The 14,192-nt window shown below is 61.9% G+C and carries 17 protein-coding genes and 3 pseudogenes; 15 read left to right on the top strand and 5 right to left on the bottom strand.

The window, feature by feature from the left end:
- Positions 1-2: 2 nt before the first annotated feature.
- The 5 genes and pseudogenes from AC3WJB_RS16115 to merR form a co-directional block, all read right to left on the bottom strand.
- A protein-coding gene (locus tag AC3WJB_RS16115) for an IS3 family transposase (protein ID WP_153021708.1) occupies positions 3-1,156 on the bottom strand; the annotation gives its coding sequence in 2 pieces (ribosomal slippage) (positions 3-916 and positions 916-1,156; 1,155 coding nt in all).
- A gap of 48 nt (positions 1,157-1,204) precedes the next feature.
- Positions 1,205-1,741 (bottom strand): annotated as a pseudogene (locus tag AC3WJB_RS16110) (DUF4158 domain-containing protein); the annotation flags it as partial.
- A gap of 39 nt (positions 1,742-1,780) precedes the next feature.
- Positions 1,781-2,092: a hypothetical protein gene (locus AC3WJB_RS16105; RefSeq protein WP_037114708.1), complete on the bottom strand. Its 312-nt coding sequence runs from the start codon at positions 2,090-2,092 to the stop codon at positions 1,781-1,783.
- 213 nt (positions 2,093-2,305) lie between these two features.
- A pseudogene (locus AC3WJB_RS16100) lies at positions 2,306-3,250 on the bottom strand (site-specific integrase); the annotation flags it as partial.
- A gap of 1 nt (position 3,251) precedes the next feature.
- Positions 3,252-3,659, bottom strand: coding sequence for a mercury resistance transcriptional regulator MerR (merR, locus tag AC3WJB_RS16095; protein ID WP_027489508.1), 408 nt, complete (start codon positions 3,657-3,659; stop codon positions 3,252-3,254).
- Positions 3,660-3,724: 65 nt separating this feature from the next.
- On the opposite strand from merR, the gene AC3WJB_RS16090 reads away from it, so the two are divergent.
- The 15 genes and pseudogenes from AC3WJB_RS16090 to AC3WJB_RS16020 all read left to right on the top strand — a co-directional run.
- A complete protein-coding gene (locus AC3WJB_RS16090; RefSeq protein WP_231378299.1) occupies positions 3,725-4,324 on the top strand; it encodes a hypothetical protein in 600 nt (199 codons plus the stop codon).
- A 124-nt stretch (positions 4,325-4,448) separates the two neighbouring features.
- A complete protein-coding gene (locus AC3WJB_RS16085; protein ID WP_037114706.1) occupies positions 4,449-4,670 on the top strand; it encodes a (2Fe-2S)-binding protein in 222 nt (73 codons plus the stop codon).
- 214 nt (positions 4,671-4,884) lie between these two features.
- Positions 4,885-5,169, top strand: coding sequence for a BufA1 family periplasmic bufferin-type metallophore (locus AC3WJB_RS16080; protein WP_027489506.1), 285 nt, complete (start codon positions 4,885-4,887; stop codon positions 5,167-5,169).
- Positions 5,170-5,180: 11 nt separating this feature from the next.
- Entirely contained in the window at positions 5,181-6,047 is an 867-nt protein-coding gene (gene bufB / locus AC3WJB_RS16075; RefSeq protein ID WP_027489505.1) for an MNIO family bufferin maturase, read from the top strand.
- Complete coding sequence (locus AC3WJB_RS16070; RefSeq protein ID WP_027489504.1) at positions 6,022-6,807, top strand: HvfC/BufC N-terminal domain-containing protein; 786 nt, start codon at positions 6,022-6,024, stop codon at positions 6,805-6,807. The genes bufB and AC3WJB_RS16070 overlap by 26 nt, the downstream gene beginning before the upstream one ends.
- Before the next feature lie 61 nt (positions 6,808-6,868).
- Complete coding sequence (gene merT, locus AC3WJB_RS16065) at positions 6,869-7,234, top strand: mercuric ion transporter MerT (protein ID WP_027489503.1); 366 nt, start codon at positions 6,869-6,871, stop codon at positions 7,232-7,234.
- A 19-nt stretch (positions 7,235-7,253) separates the two neighbouring features.
- Positions 7,254-7,532: a mercury resistance system periplasmic binding protein MerP gene (gene merP / locus AC3WJB_RS16060; protein WP_027489502.1), complete on the top strand. Its 279-nt coding sequence runs from the start codon at positions 7,254-7,256 to the stop codon at positions 7,530-7,532.
- A gap of 19 nt (positions 7,533-7,551) precedes the next feature.
- Positions 7,552-7,980 (top strand): organomercurial transporter MerC, encoded by a 429-nt coding sequence (gene merC, locus AC3WJB_RS16055; RefSeq protein ID WP_027489501.1) that lies wholly within the window; start codon positions 7,552-7,554, stop codon positions 7,978-7,980.
- Between the two features lie 305 nt (positions 7,981-8,285).
- Positions 8,286-10,007, top strand: a complete 1,722-nt coding sequence (gene merA, locus AC3WJB_RS16050; RefSeq protein WP_027489500.1) for a mercury(II) reductase — start codon at positions 8,286-8,288, stop codon at positions 10,005-10,007.
- A 210-nt stretch (positions 10,008-10,217) separates the two neighbouring features.
- On the top strand, positions 10,218-10,589 hold the full coding sequence (gene merD, locus AC3WJB_RS16045; protein ID WP_027489499.1) for a mercuric resistance transcriptional repressor MerD: 372 nt from the start codon (positions 10,218-10,220) through the stop codon (positions 10,587-10,589).
- The gene (gene merE / locus AC3WJB_RS16040; RefSeq protein WP_082824047.1) at positions 10,582-10,818 is read left to right on the top strand and encodes a broad-spectrum mercury transporter MerE; all 237 of its coding nucleotides are present in this window, start codon (positions 10,582-10,584) and stop codon (positions 10,816-10,818) included. The genes merD and merE overlap by 8 nt, the downstream gene beginning before the upstream one ends.
- Before the next feature lie 59 nt (positions 10,819-10,877).
- Positions 10,878-11,090, top strand: coding sequence for a DUF3330 domain-containing protein (locus tag AC3WJB_RS16035; protein WP_231378297.1), 213 nt, complete (start codon positions 10,878-10,880; stop codon positions 11,088-11,090).
- A 14-nt stretch (positions 11,091-11,104) separates the two neighbouring features.
- Positions 11,105-12,112, top strand: a complete 1,008-nt coding sequence (locus AC3WJB_RS16030; RefSeq protein WP_027489498.1) for a CBASS cGAMP-activated phospholipase — start codon at positions 11,105-11,107, stop codon at positions 12,110-12,112.
- Between the two features lie 64 nt (positions 12,113-12,176).
- Positions 12,177-13,523, top strand: coding sequence for a dihydrolipoyl dehydrogenase family protein (locus tag AC3WJB_RS16025; protein ID WP_068098887.1), 1,347 nt, complete (start codon positions 12,177-12,179; stop codon positions 13,521-13,523).
- Positions 13,524-13,737: 214 nt separating this feature from the next.
- Positions 13,738-14,166, top strand: a pseudogene (locus AC3WJB_RS16020) (DNA-binding protein); the annotation flags it as partial.
- Between the last annotated feature and the right edge of the window lie 26 nt (positions 14,167-14,192).

Here is a 14,192-nt window from a genome sequence, read left to right as displayed (position 1 = left end):
TTCTACCCCGTTTTCGCGGACAGTTGAGTTAAGGCCGTAAAGGCCCGGTCCCGAACCTCGATTCTGCGTTGCATTCGGGGATTGTGAAAGCGCTCGATATAGTCAAAGACGTCGGACCTTGCCTCGGCCAGAGTCAGGTAGCGGCGACGATGGACGCGTTCGCGTTTGATCATGCCGAAGAAGCCCTCGGCTGCCGCGTTGTCCGCACAATGACCGACCGCGCTCATGCTGCTTTGGATGTTGTGATCCGTGAGAAAACGCTGATATTCGCCGCTGGTAAATTGCGTGCCGCGATCCGAATGCAGCACCAATGGCTCTCGATCAGGACGCTGCCAGCAAGCCATCAGTACCGCCTTGATCACCATGTGCCTATCCTGAATATCGGACATCGACCATCCGACGATCTGATGGTTGAACAGGTCGAGCACGGTGCACAGATACAGCCACCCCTCGGCGGTGTGGATGTAGGTGATGTCAGTCACCCACTTCGTGTTGGGCTCCAGCGCCGAGAAGTCACGTTCGAGGTGATTCTGGACGTGATCTGGCCGCACGCCCGTGCGCTTGCGCTGCCACGAACGCTTCTGCGGCACCCCGAACAAGCCATCCCTGGCCATCAGCCGGGCGACACGATTACGGCTGGCCGTCTCGCCGGCATAGGACAGATCCTCATGCATGCGCGGCATGCCCATCACGCCATCGCTGGCGGCATGGAGCTCTCGAATGCGCGTCAGCAACCGCTGATTGTCGGTGGCACGAGCGCTCAACGGTCGTTTGTTCCAGGCATGAAAGCCGCTGGTCGACACCTTCAGGCATCGACACATCAGCTGGACAGGGTAGAGACCGCGACAGCGTTGGATCGTCTGATACTTCAGCTCGATTCCCTGGCGAAGAACGCTGCCGCATCGCGCAAAAAATCTCTCTCCTTCTTCACCCGGGCCAGCTCGCGCTTGAGGGTCGCCATCTCCTGGTCGCGCGGCACGCCCGAGCCGGCGAAGGCCTTCGCCTTGTCGGTCTCCAACTCGCGCCGCCACCGGCCCAGAACCCCCGCACCCACGCCAATATCGCGGGCCACCTGACTGAGCTGCGCGCCCGGCTGCCGGGTTAGGCCGACGGCCTCACGCTTGAACTCTTCGCTGAACTTTCTTCGCTTGGACATGACACTCCTTTTTGACCATGATCGGTCTTCTTAGAAGTGTCCGCGTTAACGGGGTAGAACCCGGTTGAACAGTCGCTGGTTGACCAAGGCACGGATTCGCCGTGCCATCCGATCCAGCGTACTGAAGGCCGGCAGCTCGATCTTGTCTTTGATGAGCTGCTCGATCGATGCGTTGATCAGATCCGCCGGATGATCCATCACCTGGGCGGCCGTTCCCATGGCGCGGGCGGCGACGTGCATGCCGCGGTCGCGGAAGGCTGTCACGCCCAACCATCGGCGGATGGCAGCGTGGTACCGATAGAGCGTGCGTGGTTCAAGAACGGCCGGGCGTGCATGGCCGCTCAGACGCAAGGCATCGCGAACGCATCGCATGATCGCCAGAGGCACGTCATCCACGACGGGGAAGTAGCCCAGCCGCTGAAACCCCTTCAACAGGAGCAAGAAGCTCAGACGGCGGGCGGGCTCTCGAACTTGTCTGGTGGCCAGCGAGAGTTCGTCATCGGTGGGGGTATAGATCTGTTCGAGTTCATCGGTCGAAGGATGACGTTTGAAGCGCGGGTATGCAGTCCGTTCGATCGATGCCATGGTGACCTAGCCGATAGCGGCGCTCAGGCGCCGGTTCCATCACACTTTCAGGTAGTCGTCGCATTCCACAATAAGTTGCTGGATGCTCGGCTGATCCGCGTCGGGCCGTGACAGCAAAATGGCACGTAGATCACCGATCTGTTCATTGTTCGGGATCAGCTCCGAGGGGCTTTCCCACATCCAGTCGATCACGATCGGAGCCAATGCCGCCGCCTCAAGCGTGGCCACTTCGCGCCGGGTGGGCACATACATGCCGGCCCGGATGACCGGGTTATCCCGTCCATGGCTATCTAATGCTGCCTCGAATGCAGTGGCGGGCATACCAAAACGGTCATCGTCTGATCGAGGCATGGGTGTTTCTCCGGTGCTCGGGAACTTGAGAACTTTTCACAGGCTCAGATGATCTTCAGTGCGGTTGCGCTGCTCTGCCGGCTAGGCGCGCGGTTGAGTCGAGCGCATGGCGGGGTTGCGCTCATTCCGTGCCCCCGTGCGTCGCCAATAAGGATCGCCAGGCGGTGCGTGTTAGATGCCATCGTGCCCCACCTGCAAGGTAGCTCCATCGGTTAATCCGCGCTCGATGCGAGCTTGCGCAAACGGGTCGTTTCCGTCGAGGTAGCGCATGGCCGAGTGCACGTCTTTCCAGCCGACGTATTCCATTAACGCTTTCACATCCCAGCCGTTGGTGTTGGCCCAGCCGGCAAAGCCCCGGCGCAGCGAGTGACCGCTGTAGAGATCCGGGGTGGACAGGCCGGCCAGAGTGAACAAGCGGCGCATTAGGGGAATGATGCTATTGACGTGCAGCGGGCGCTCCGGCACGTGACCCCAACGATCGACCTGGCGAAATAACGGTCCGTGGGTAAGCTGCGCGGCAGCGATCCAGTCCATCGTGGCCGTGACCGGGCACCAGCACGACAGCGCCGGAACGCGAAACGTGGTGCCCTCGTGCTGACGATCGCCCTTCGTGCGAGGCAGAAAGCAGGTCATGCCCTGACCTGGCACAAGCTGCAGATGCTCCACCTGCAGGCGGATCAGCTCGTCGCCGCGGAAGCCACGCCAGAAGCCGAGCAGAATCAGGGCGCGATCGCGACGGTACCGAAGAGCTGCGGCACCGTCGTTCCGTCCAAGCGCACCTTCGATGACCAGGTCAAGCCAATCGACAACCGTGGCTAGTTGGGTCAGTTGCAGAGGCTCGGCCCGCTTTTCCATCGCTGGATGCAGGGCCTGGATTCCCTTGAGCACCTGTTTGACGACGGGTGCACCCGTCGGATCGACAAAGCCCTGCGCGGTGTGCCATTGCGCAAGTGCAGCGAGGCGCTGTTTGAGCGTATTGGTCGACAGCGTGCCAGCATAGGCGGCCAGATAGCGCGCCACGCTGTCGGCCGTGGCCGGCAAGTGGCCACCCCAGGTAACTTCGAAATGACGCACCCCCGACGCATAGCTGCGCCGGGTATTGGCGCGCGTGGCGGCGGCGAGGTACCGATCGATCGACGGCGGCGGCGAATCGTTCATCTCAACGGCTGTGCAACGAGGCAATCAGGGGACAGGCAATCGTGCCGCGACGCGAATCGCACTGAGCCACCAGTCGGGACAGGACCGTCTCCATGCGCTTGAGGTCTTTCAGGCGCGCGCGCACGTCGACCAGATGCCGCGAGGCGAATTCCGCCGCCTCGCTGCAATGGGTGCCATCCTCCAAGGTGAGCAGTTGTGCGATTTCGTCGAGGCTGAAACCCAGCCGTTGCGCGGATTTGATGAATTTCACCCGAGCGACATCCACACCACCATAGCGCCGGATGCTGCCATACGGTTTATCCGGTTCCGGGAGCAGACCCTTGCGTTGGTAGAACCGGATGGTTTCCAAGTTGACCCCGGCGCTTTTGGCGAACGCGCCGATGGTCAATGACTCTGCACTATGTTCCATACCGGTTGACTCCGTATATGACTACGGAAGTAGCTTACGCCCGGTTCATCCCTTTGGAGAAGTCCATGTCCGTGTCCGTTGGCATCTACTCGGTGCCGCTCGTGTGCGAGGCGGTGCCGCAGATCGGTTGCGGGTGCCTTGCCAAACCCGTATTGGCACGCCTGGACGTTCACCCTGATATTGCTGAAGCCTGGCTGCACCATCGCGGTGACGTGATCGCGATCGAATGGTTGCGTGAGCTTGAGGTCGACCAGCAGATCGGCCTCTTGCGTGCGGCCCTCGGCGGTGACAGCCATGTTGCTTTGGTAGCTGCTGCGTCGTCGTTGGCGTTGCTTGCTACTTTTCCGAACCCTTCGTCCTGGTACCAGCACGAGACGGTCGATCAGCTCAGTCAGCAGGAGGCACACACCATCGCCGCTCGTCTCGTCCAACGGCTGTCACGCGCGCGCATTGCGTTGCCCGATGGGGCCGCGCTGCAATGCGATCTCGCGTGTGCGCTGCAAGAGGTTCTTGTGGCGGACGAAGCCATGCCCATCGAAGCCCGGCTTGCACGGCTACTCGGGGTGGCGCGAAACACATTCCAGCGGTATCTCGGATCACAGGCATTGTCGCAGCTGGATGCGTGGTTGACGCCCGCAACGCTCCTACCCGAGGACGCGGGTTGACGTGCCGAATTCGCACCGTGGATCGTGGATACGACTCCGTGCCTCAGGCTAATGCAGGGGGCGACGTCTGCGATCCGCTGCGTCTCAGGCTACGACAGGACGGCCCCGCCACGCGAGCTGGATCATGAATGACGTTTGCGTGTGCAACAGCGTGACCGAGGAGGACATCCGCCACGCGGTGGTGGCGGGGGTGCGCAGTTTCGAAGAATTGCAATGGCTCACCGGTTGCTCGGGTGGCTGCGGAGGCTGCGAACAGGAAGCACGCCAGCTGCTAAACGACATCATCACGGAAATCGCATGCGCACATCCGACCTTCCATCTCAGGCCGGGTCAAGACGGACAGTAGGCGTCGGCCAAGGCTTCCGTGGGTCTTGGAACCCATGCTTGATGTCGTACCAAAGTACGGCAGTAGGCTCTGTGACATTGGCGGGCAATGACCGGTCGCGCGATTCGAAGATGAGGAGGTCGCTGGTCGGTATGGAAAATGTTTCCGCATGCGTTCCGCGTGTCACCTTCAAAGAAGGCCAGAGGGTTTCTGGCCACGTACTGGAGAGTTGAGAATGAACACCGCAGCCATTCTGAAATCGGTTCTGGCGGGAGGACTCACGTTGGGTCTAACCACGGTCGCATCGGCTGCAGCCATGCAGAGCAAAACGATGTCGATGAGCAATATGGAGAAATGCTACGGCATCAACGCCGCGCACAAGAACAATTGCAAAACGCCGGGTCACTCCTGCGCCGGTCAGGACACCAAGGCCCGCGATCCAAACTCCTTTGTCGCGGTACCCAAGGGTCTTTGCGAGAAAATCGACGGTGGCAAGCTCGAACCGGCGCAAAAGGGCTGAGCAGCGCCGTGATGCACGATGCGAGCACGCTCGCGACGCGACCGATCCCGGCTGCGGCCGGGGTCGGTCTGCGTGCCCCCCACATGCAACGCGTACTGGACGAGCATCCACGCGTGCCGTGGTTCGAAGTGCACAGTGAAAATTTCTTCGGCGCGGGCGGCGCCGCCCTTGACGTCCTCGAACGCGTGCGTGCCGACTACCCGCTGAGCCTGCACGGCGTGGGTCTCTCGCTGGGATCGGCCGACACCTTCGACGACAAGCATCTGGCGCAGCTGCGCATGTTGGTGCAGCGTTATGAGCCGGGTCTGGTTTCCGATCACATCTGCTGGGGCGCGATCGACGGCACCCACTTCAACGATCTGTTGCCGCTGCCGTTCACCCGCGAGGCGCTGGACCTGATGGTGGCACGCGTGCAGCAGGTACAGGACACACTGGGCCGCGAGTTCCTGGTCGAGAACGTCTCCAGCTACCTCACGTTCCAGCATGCCGAGATGAGCGAGTGGGCGTTCGTCGCCGAGTTGGTGCGCCGTAGCGGCTGCGGCCTGCTGCTCGACGTCAACAACGTCTACGTCAACAGCATCAACCACGGCTTCGACGCGTACGCCTACCTGAGCGCGATGCCGCGCGTGGCGGTGCGCGAAATTCACCTTGCCGGCTTCACCCGCAAGACTGGTCTCGCGGTACCGCTGCTCATCGACAGCCATAGCCGGCCGGTCGACGAGGACGTCTGGGCGCTCTACGCCAAGGCGCTGGATCTGTTCGGCCGCGTCCCCACGCTGGTCGAATGGGATCAGGATATTCCCGAACTTGAGGTGTTGCTGGCGGAAGCCACTCGCGCCGAGGCGCTGCTCGATGCCTGCCGTGCCCACACTGCTTGAGCTGCAACGCGGTTTCGCCGATGCCATGCTTCATCGTGGCGACGACGTCGTCGCGCAATGGGTTGTCGGTGCCGGCCTCACCTCCGCTGCGAGATTACAGGTGTATTGCAACGCCATCGCCGGTACGCAGATCGAAACGCTGCGTACCACGTACCCCGCGGTGAGGGCGTTGGTTGGTGAAGCTTTCTTTGAGGCTGCAGCGACGCGTTATTGCCTGCACCATCCGTCGACGCACGGCAACCTGCAGACGTTCGGAGACGCCTTCGCCGCGTTTCTCGCCACGATGCCTGAAGCAGCAGCGCTTACCTATTTGCCCGATGTGGCGCAGTTGGAGTGGCTACGGCAGCAGTCCGCGCTGGCCGCCGAGGCATCGGCGCTGGATCCGGCCACGTTCGACGAGACAATATCGTTGCCCATTCGGTTACATCCCAGCTTGCGCCTGCTGACCAGTGCGCACCCGGTGCTGACGATCTGGCATTACACCAACGCCCCTGGGGGTGAGCGGCTGCAGCTGGATGGGCGCGGTGAACAGGTCGCGCTGTGGCGCGACGGCAGCGAGGTGGCGATGGCTAGCCTGGACCCAGCGAGCTTTGTCTGCATCGCTGCGCTGATCGATGAGCGCGATCTGGCAGTCGCGCATGCGGCGGCGCTGGCCATTGACGGGAAATTCGATCTTGTAGCGTGTCTGCACACCCTGCTGGCACGCCGGCTGGTCGTCGCGGATCGCCGCGTGGGTCGCCGTCCAGAAATTGACGCTTGACTCTGTACCTAAGTACGCGAATAGAGTGCTCCCGTAGATTCCTCACTCATCTGGATCATCCATGGAAACCACCACACAAAGTCCCAAGAAAACCGGTTCTGGCGCGCTTCTGGCCGGCGGTCTTACCGCACTTCTTGCGTCGACCTGTTGCTTGGGTCCACTGGTGTTGGTCGCTCTCGGGTTCAGTGGCGCCTGGATCGGCAATTTGGCCGTGCTTGAGCCGTACCGCCCGTACTTTATCGGCGCGGCGCTGATCGCAATGGTTTTTGCCTGGCGACGCATCTACCGGCCTGCAGCGGCCTGCGCGCCCGGTGACGTCTGCGCTGTGCCGCAAGTCAAGACGGCCTACAAAGTGTTGTTCTGGATCGTCGCAGCCCTGGTGCTCGTGGCGCTGACCTTCCCCTATCTCGCCCCGCTGTTTTACTGACCCGTCGGAGGATCCACCCATGAAGAAACTTGCCGCTCTCATCGTTCTTGCCACCGTCGTTTCTGCCCCTGCCTGGGCGGCTACGAAGACCGCCACTCTGTCGGTGTCCGGCATGACATGTGCCACGTGCCCCATCACCGTCAAGAAAGCGCTGTCCAAGGTTCCCGGTGTCGAAAAGACCGAGATCCTGTTCGACAAGAAGGAAGCCGTCGTGACCTTCGATGACGCCAAGACCAGCACCCAGGCACTCATCAGTGCCACGACGGATGCGGGCTACCCCTCCACCGTTAAGAACTGAAGCGTCCAAGGTCATTCCTATGTCCCTAACTAATCCTCTCACACGCACGGCCGACAAGGCCGGCGTGATCGGTGCCATCGTCACGGCGATGGGCTGTGCGGCGTGCTTTCCCGCCCTTGCCAGCCTGGGTGCCGCCATCGGGCTGGGCTTTTTGAGCCAGTACGAGAGCGTGTTCATCCATTACCTGCTGCCGCTGTTCGCCGTCATCGCCTTGCTGGCCAACGTGATCGGCGGACTTCGCCACCGGCAATGGCTGCGGATGGTCCTTGGCATGGTCGGTCCCGTTCTGGTGCTGGCGGCTGCCTTGCTCATGAGCAGCATGGGTTTGCCCACGGCGTGGTTGCTCTATCCCGGCCTGGTGCTGATGGTAGGGGTATCGATCTGGGATCTGGTATCGCCGCCAGGAAAAGGTCACGGCGGAGCGAACCCGGACCCCACTTGTTGTTGAGTGGCCGCCATGGCCTTCCGCTGACTTGGTCTTGGATCGAGCCCGCGAATAGCCAACGGCTAGGCCCCTTGGCATCGCATCTGGAGATGAAACACATGAAGGCGTGGCTGATGGCCAAGAAAACCGACCTCATCACGGCAGCGATCGTCATTGGCATTGTGCTTCTGTTGATCGTCGTCGTGCCCTATTGCTGCTGATCGGGGCCATACCGTGACCGTGATGGTTGGTACGGCCTTTTTATCGATTCAACGATGTGCCGCTCTGCTCGAAACCGAAGCGACGCATGCTTATTTGCCAGGAACATCATGAACGAACAGACCCTCTCCGTAACCGGCATGACCTGTGCGGATTGCGCCCGGCATGTCGAAAAGGCGCTCAAGACACTCACCGACATCGTCGCGGCCGATGTCGCCTACCCGCAAGGCGTGGCGCACATCCGCAGCATCCAGCCCATGAGTCTGGATCAACTCAACGCGACCTTGCCAAAAAACTACCGCGTCGCCGCAGCCCCGCCATCGCACGCCGACACACCCGCGGCCAAGCCGTCCAAGCTCAATCAGGCACTAGACTCGTTGGGCGGTTTGTTCAAGCCTCGCGGCGATGGCGACACCAAGCCCACCGATACCGAGCAGCGTCTGCGTGTCGCTGTCATCGGCACGGGCGGTGCGGCCATGGCTTCGGCACTGAAGGCCGCGGAACTCGGCGCTCAGGTGACGGTCATCGAGCGCGGCACCATCGGCGGCACTTGCGTCAATATCGGTTGCGTGCCATCGAAGATCATGATCCGTGCCGCGCACGTGGCGCACCTGCGCCGGACCAGTCCGTTCGATGACGGCATCTCCAGTACGGCGCCGGTGGTTCGGCGTGACCGACTGCTCGCCCAACAGCAAGGTCGTGTCGACGAACTGCGTCACGCCAAGTACGAGGGCATTCTCGACACTAGCCCCAATATCCAGCTGCTGCGTGGCGAAGCGCGTTTCAAGAACGCGAACACCCTGGTCGTCAGGTCGACGGTGGGGGATGAAACGGAGGTGTCCTTCGATCGCTGCCTGATCGCCACCGGTGCCAGCGCGGCGGTTCCGCCCATCCCGGGCTTGAAGGACACGCCGTACTGGACGTCTACCGAAGCACTGGTGAGCGGCACCATTCCACCACGGCTCGCCGTCATCGGCTCGTCCGTGGTCGCCGTGGAACTGGCGCAGGCGTTTGCCCGGCTGGGCAGTCGCGTGACGATCCTGGCTCGCAGCACCTTGTTCTTCCGTGAAGACCCAGCGATCGGTGAGGCCATCACGACGGCGTTCCGCGCCGAAGGCATCGACGTCTTGGAGCACACGCAAGCGAGCCTGGTCGCGTATACGAACGGTGAATTCGTGCTCGCCACCGGACACGGTGAAGTGCGTGCCGATCAGTTGCTCGTCGCGACCGGCCGCACTGCCAATACGCGCGCTCTCGCGCTGGATGCCGCGGGTATTGCCGTCAATGCCCAGAACGCCATCGTGATCGACCGCGGTATGCGCACCAGCGCGCCGCACATCTACGCCGCTGGCGATTGCACCGACCAACCGCAATTCGTCTACGTGGCAGCGGCCGCCGGCACACGCGCAGCCATCAACATGACGGGCGGCGCAGCGACCCTGGATCTCACGACCATGCCGGCAGTGGTGTTCACCGATCCGCAAGTAGCCACCGTGGGCTTGTCGGAAGCCGAAGCGCACTTGAAAGGCACCGAGACCGATAGCCGCACGCTTTCCCTCGACAACGTGCCACGGGCGCTCGTCAACTTCGACACCCACGGGTTTATCAAGCTGGTCGCCGAGGCCGGCAATGGCCGGCTCATCGGGGTACAGGCGGTCACGCCCGAAGCGGGCGAGATCATCCAAGCGGCTGCACTTGCCATCCGGGCACGCATGACGGTGCAGGAGCTCGCCGACCAGTTGTTCCCCTACCTGACGATGGTCGAGGGCTTGAAGCTGGCGGCGCAGACCTTCACCAAGGATGTAAAACAGCTGTCGTGCTGCGCGGGATAACCGTAAGGAAGGTGGAACCATGAGCTGTTGCAGCCTGCCAGTGGTCGAGTGCGTTGTTTGCGGTACGTGGATTCCTTACGACTCGGTATTCGCGTTTGAGGACGGACAGGATTCCGAACCGGTTTGCAGCGCGGCATGCCGCGCTGCCTTCCTGAAGCCGCGTTCCTTCAATGAGGAACGCGGCAAGGCGAGTATCGAAGTGAGACGACCGTGACCGCCTACACGATATCCAAACTGGCGCAGGACGCTGGCGTGAGCGTTCACGTGGTGCGCGACTACGTGCTGCGTGGCTTGGTCCACCCAGCGTGGCGCACACAGAGTGGCTACGGCATCTTTGATGGCCTAGCCTTGGCGCGGCTGCGCTGCGTGCGCATGGCCTTCGAGGCCGGCGTCGGTCTGGATGAATTGGTTCGCCTGTGTCACGCGCTGGACCGCGGTACCACCGATGTCGAGGGATGCCTGGCGCGCCTACATTTGTGGATTGCGGCACGACGCGAGACGCTGGCGCTGCTGGACCGGCAGTTGGTGACGATGGTGACTGCCCAGTCTTCGCGTGCTGAAGCGGAAAGCACCCATGCGTAATACCGATCTCAACGGAGCAACACACACCTCGCGTGGGCGAGCCTACGCCTGGGGTGTGCTCGCATTGTTGACGTGTCCTTGCCACCTTCCGCTGTTGGCACTCCTCCTGTCAGGGACAGCCGCGGGTGCTGCGCTCAGCAACCACTTCGGTGTTGCCATCCTCGGGTTAGCCACACTATTCATTCTGTCGTTGACGAGCGCGCTGCGAGCCTTGCGGAAGCGGCCATGACGGTGTCGCCGGCCAACGGTGCGCTGATCACGAGACCTCGACCGCAGGGGGACCTCCCCATGAATACGCTCCACACCCCCATCGTCAATTGCGCGATCTGTTGCACAGAGATTCCACTGAGCGCCGCGCTGACGCCGGAAGGTATGGCCTACGTCGCGCACTTCTGCGGCCCGGCGTGCTTGCAGCGTTTCTCGGCGCGCGCCGAGCACGAAACGGTGCCGGCGGCCACGCCTTCCCCGGAAAGTAACGAGACGGATCAGGCTCAGAGCTAAAGGCTCTGTCACCCATGAATCCCGTGCCGCCCGCAACGCCTCATGCTGATACCGCAACCTCGTTGTTTTCGGTGCTGACGCTGGATGGCGGTGGCGCTCGCGGATACCTGACCCTCAAGATTCTCGAACGCGTCGAGGGGTATCTGAATACACTGACCGGCGTCGTGCTTCCTTTGGGTGCCCGGTTCGACCTCATCTGCGGCACCTCGACCGGCGGGATCATCGCTCTGGCACTGGCGCTCGGCCGACCGGTCAGCGAGATATCGGCGTTGTACGAGGCACATCTGCCACGCATCTTCGGCTCAGCGATGCGGCGCTTCGGGTGGATCGGGAACTTCCGCCCCCGTTACCGCAGGGATGCGTTACGTGAGGCCATGCAAGCCTTTTTCGGCAACCTGACGCTAGCTGAGGTGCAGACCGATGTCTGCGTCACTGCGGTCTCGCTGATCAACGCTCGACCTCATCTGTTTCGGAGCGACTATGTCAAGTCAGGGGTATGGCGCGACGATGATCGCCTCGCCGAACTGGCGCTGGCCACGTCCGCTGCACCAACCTTCTTCGCTGCCCATTCGACGGACCATCTGGCCGACCTCGTCGACGGTGGGCTGTATGCCAACAATCCCGCACTGCTGGGTGTGGTCGAGGCGTTCCGGTTCAGCCGCCCGAGTCGTCGCGGCATTGCACCGCCTTACGATCTTGGCGCCACCTGTCTGGAACAACTGGCCGTACTGTCGGTGGGCACCGGTGAACAATGCGCCATGCCCTACGACCCGGATCGCTTGCGTAGCGGTGGGCGCCTGGCTTGGGGCGCGCATTTCCACAGCGTTGTCAACGAAAGCCAGTCGCAGTACATCAATCTGTTGGCGGCAGGCCTGCTCGGCTCGGCCTACCACCGCATCAATCCCCGCCTGGATTTTCCGATGGCCATGGATGAGGTACGCCGCCTGCCAGCACTGAAGAACTTGGCGGAACTGTCCGAACTGGATGAGACATTCCTACGCACCCGAATCGCTGCGTTCTGAAGCATGTATGGCCTTCACGCGTTACGGGCAACGACCCCCTTATCGTTAGTTAAAGGAGAGCGTCATGATCAAACCGTATGATCTCGTCGTGATCGGTACCGGAACAGCGGCCATGGTGGCTGCGATGCGGATACGCGCAGCTGGTTGGCGCGTTGCGGTTATCGATCGCCGTCCCTTCGGTGGCACCTGCGCCTTGCGTGGCTGTGATCCCAAAAAGATGCTCATTGGCGGTGTGGATGCCACCGACCACGTCCGTCGGATGCAGGGCAAGGGCGTGGCCGGAAACGTCACGATCGATTGGCCCGATTTGATGGCGTTCAAACGCAGCTTCACCGATCCCGTGCCGGCGAACCATGAACGTCGATATCGCGAAAAAGGGATCGATACCTATCATGGGCAAGCGCGGTTCACGGGGCCCAACACCATCGAGATTGATGGGGACATCCTCGATGCCAAACACGTAGTGATTGCCTCCGGTGCGGAGCCCGTCAAATTGCATATCCCGGGCGAGGAGCATCTGGTCACCAACGAGGACTTCCTGGCGTTGCCCGCGCTGCCACGACGCATCGTGCTCGTCGGTGGCGGTTACATCGCTGCCGAGTTCTCGCACATCGCGGCTCGCGCCGGTGCGCAGGTGACCATTCTTCAGCATGGCGCGCGCCTATTGAATGGCTTTGATCCCGACCTCGTCGCCTGGCTCATGCAGGCATTCGATACTATCGGCGTAAATGTACGGCTGGAGACCACGGTCACCGCGGTCGAAAAAACAGCCACCGGCTACCGTGTGCGTTCAACCTCCCATGGTGCGACAACGACGACCGATGCCGATCTCGTCGTTCACGCCGCCGGGCGAGCGCCTGCACTGGCGTCGCTTGACCTCGAAGCGGCAGGGATCGTCAACGATCACGGCCGCCTGATTCTCAACGAGTACCTGCAGAGCGTGTCCAATCCTGCCGTTTTCGCGGCGGGAGACGCCGCCCAGGTAGGACCGCCGTTGACACCCGTATCGAGCCACGACGCCCACGTGGTGGCGGCCAATCTCCTCAAAGGCAATCATCGACAACCTGATTATCGAGGTGTGCCGAGCGTCGTCTTCACGATCCCGCCCATGGCGACCGTGGGGCTGAGCGAAGCCAAAGCCCGCGAACAAGGGCTGAAGTTCAAGATGAAATCGCAAAGGGCCTCGGACTGGTTCACCGCGCGCCAAGCGGCCGAGCCCGTCTACGGATTCAAGGTGTTGGTGGACGAGGCCAGTGATCGCATTTTGGGTGCCCATCTCGTGGGTCCGCATGCCGAGGAAGTCATCAATCTCTTCGCACTCGCGATCCGCCACGATCTCACCGCGGCGGACCTGAAGAACACGATCTTCGCCTATCCAACCGGCGCCTCCGACATTGGTTACATGGTCTGAGCGCTCGACTAATGCCGAACCGTACTGGCTAGACGCTCCATGTCTGGCATCTGTACGGGAGTCGGGCGCTTTTTTCGCGTCTGAGCGCCATCAGGCGGGATAATCCAACATTATCCCGCCTGAGAAATGGCGTTCAGTTCTCGCATTTTTCGTCGTTGATTGGTATGTAATTACATGGTATGTAATACATTACGAAATCCATCGAGAGACCGACATGGCACGTGGCGGCTTGTACAAGACCGAGGTCCAGAAGGCGCGAGACAGTCTGTTGGCGCAAGGAAAGCATCCGTCGGTCGACGCGCTACGGGTGGCCTTGGGTAATACCGGTTCCAAGACCACCATCCACCGCTATCTGAAGGAGCTGGAAGCCGAGGATGGACCGCGCGCCGGCGCGGCGGTGGCGATCAGTGACGCCTTACAGGATCTGGTTGGACGGCTGGCCGAACGCCTGCACGAGGAGGCCGAAGTCCGGATCACCGCGGCACAGGAGCGCTTCGCTGCGGAACGCCAAACACTAACGGCGACCATAGAGCAGCACCGTCAAGAGGCCACGGCGCTCAGTACGCAGCTGCAGCGCACCGATGTCGCCCTGCACGACGAAAAGACTGCCCACGAGCAGGCCCAGCAGGGGCTTCGCGATCGCGCGTTGCTCGTCGGGGTTCGGGGAGC

It is taken from the genome of Rhodanobacter sp. FW510-R10 (assembly GCF_058781105.1).
Note: the sequence above shows the minus strand (reverse complement) of the source record. Positions and strands in the feature narration are given on the sequence as shown.

What these genes read in the sequence shown, in the direction of transcription:
- AC3WJB_RS16105 (WP_037114708.1), bottom strand. Translation starts at nt 2,092, where the DNA reads ATGCCTCGATCAGACGATGACCGTTTTGGTATGCCCGCCACTGCATTC.
- merR (WP_027489508.1), bottom strand. Translation starts at nt 3,659, where the DNA reads ATGGAACATAGTGCAGAGTCATTGACCATCGGCGCGTTCGCCAAAAGC.
- AC3WJB_RS16090 (WP_231378299.1), top strand. Translation starts at nt 3,725, where the DNA reads ATGTCCGTGTCCGTTGGCATCTACTCGGTGCCGCTCGTGTGCGAGGCG.
- AC3WJB_RS16085 (WP_037114706.1), top strand. Translation starts at nt 4,449, where the DNA reads ATGAATGACGTTTGCGTGTGCAACAGCGTGACCGAGGAGGACATCCGC.
- AC3WJB_RS16080 (WP_027489506.1), top strand. Translation starts at nt 4,885, where the DNA reads ATGAACACCGCAGCCATTCTGAAATCGGTTCTGGCGGGAGGACTCACG.
- bufB (WP_027489505.1), top strand. Translation starts at nt 5,181, where the DNA reads ATGCACGATGCGAGCACGCTCGCGACGCGACCGATCCCGGCTGCGGCC.
- AC3WJB_RS16070 (WP_027489504.1), top strand. Translation starts at nt 6,022, where the DNA reads ATGCCTGCCGTGCCCACACTGCTTGAGCTGCAACGCGGTTTCGCCGAT.
- merT (WP_027489503.1), top strand. Translation starts at nt 6,869, where the DNA reads ATGGAAACCACCACACAAAGTCCCAAGAAAACCGGTTCTGGCGCGCTT.
- merP (WP_027489502.1), top strand. Translation starts at nt 7,254, where the DNA reads ATGAAGAAACTTGCCGCTCTCATCGTTCTTGCCACCGTCGTTTCTGCC.
- merC (WP_027489501.1), top strand. Translation starts at nt 7,552, where the DNA reads ATGTCCCTAACTAATCCTCTCACACGCACGGCCGACAAGGCCGGCGTG.
- merA (WP_027489500.1), top strand. Translation starts at nt 8,286, where the DNA reads ATGAACGAACAGACCCTCTCCGTAACCGGCATGACCTGTGCGGATTGC.
- merE (WP_082824047.1), top strand. Translation starts at nt 10,582, where the DNA reads ATGCGTAATACCGATCTCAACGGAGCAACACACACCTCGCGTGGGCGA.
- AC3WJB_RS16035 (WP_231378297.1), top strand. Translation starts at nt 10,878, where the DNA reads ATGAATACGCTCCACACCCCCATCGTCAATTGCGCGATCTGTTGCACA.
- AC3WJB_RS16030 (WP_027489498.1), top strand. Translation starts at nt 11,105, where the DNA reads ATGAATCCCGTGCCGCCCGCAACGCCTCATGCTGATACCGCAACCTCG.
- AC3WJB_RS16025 (WP_068098887.1), top strand. Translation starts at nt 12,177, where the DNA reads ATGATCAAACCGTATGATCTCGTCGTGATCGGTACCGGAACAGCGGCC.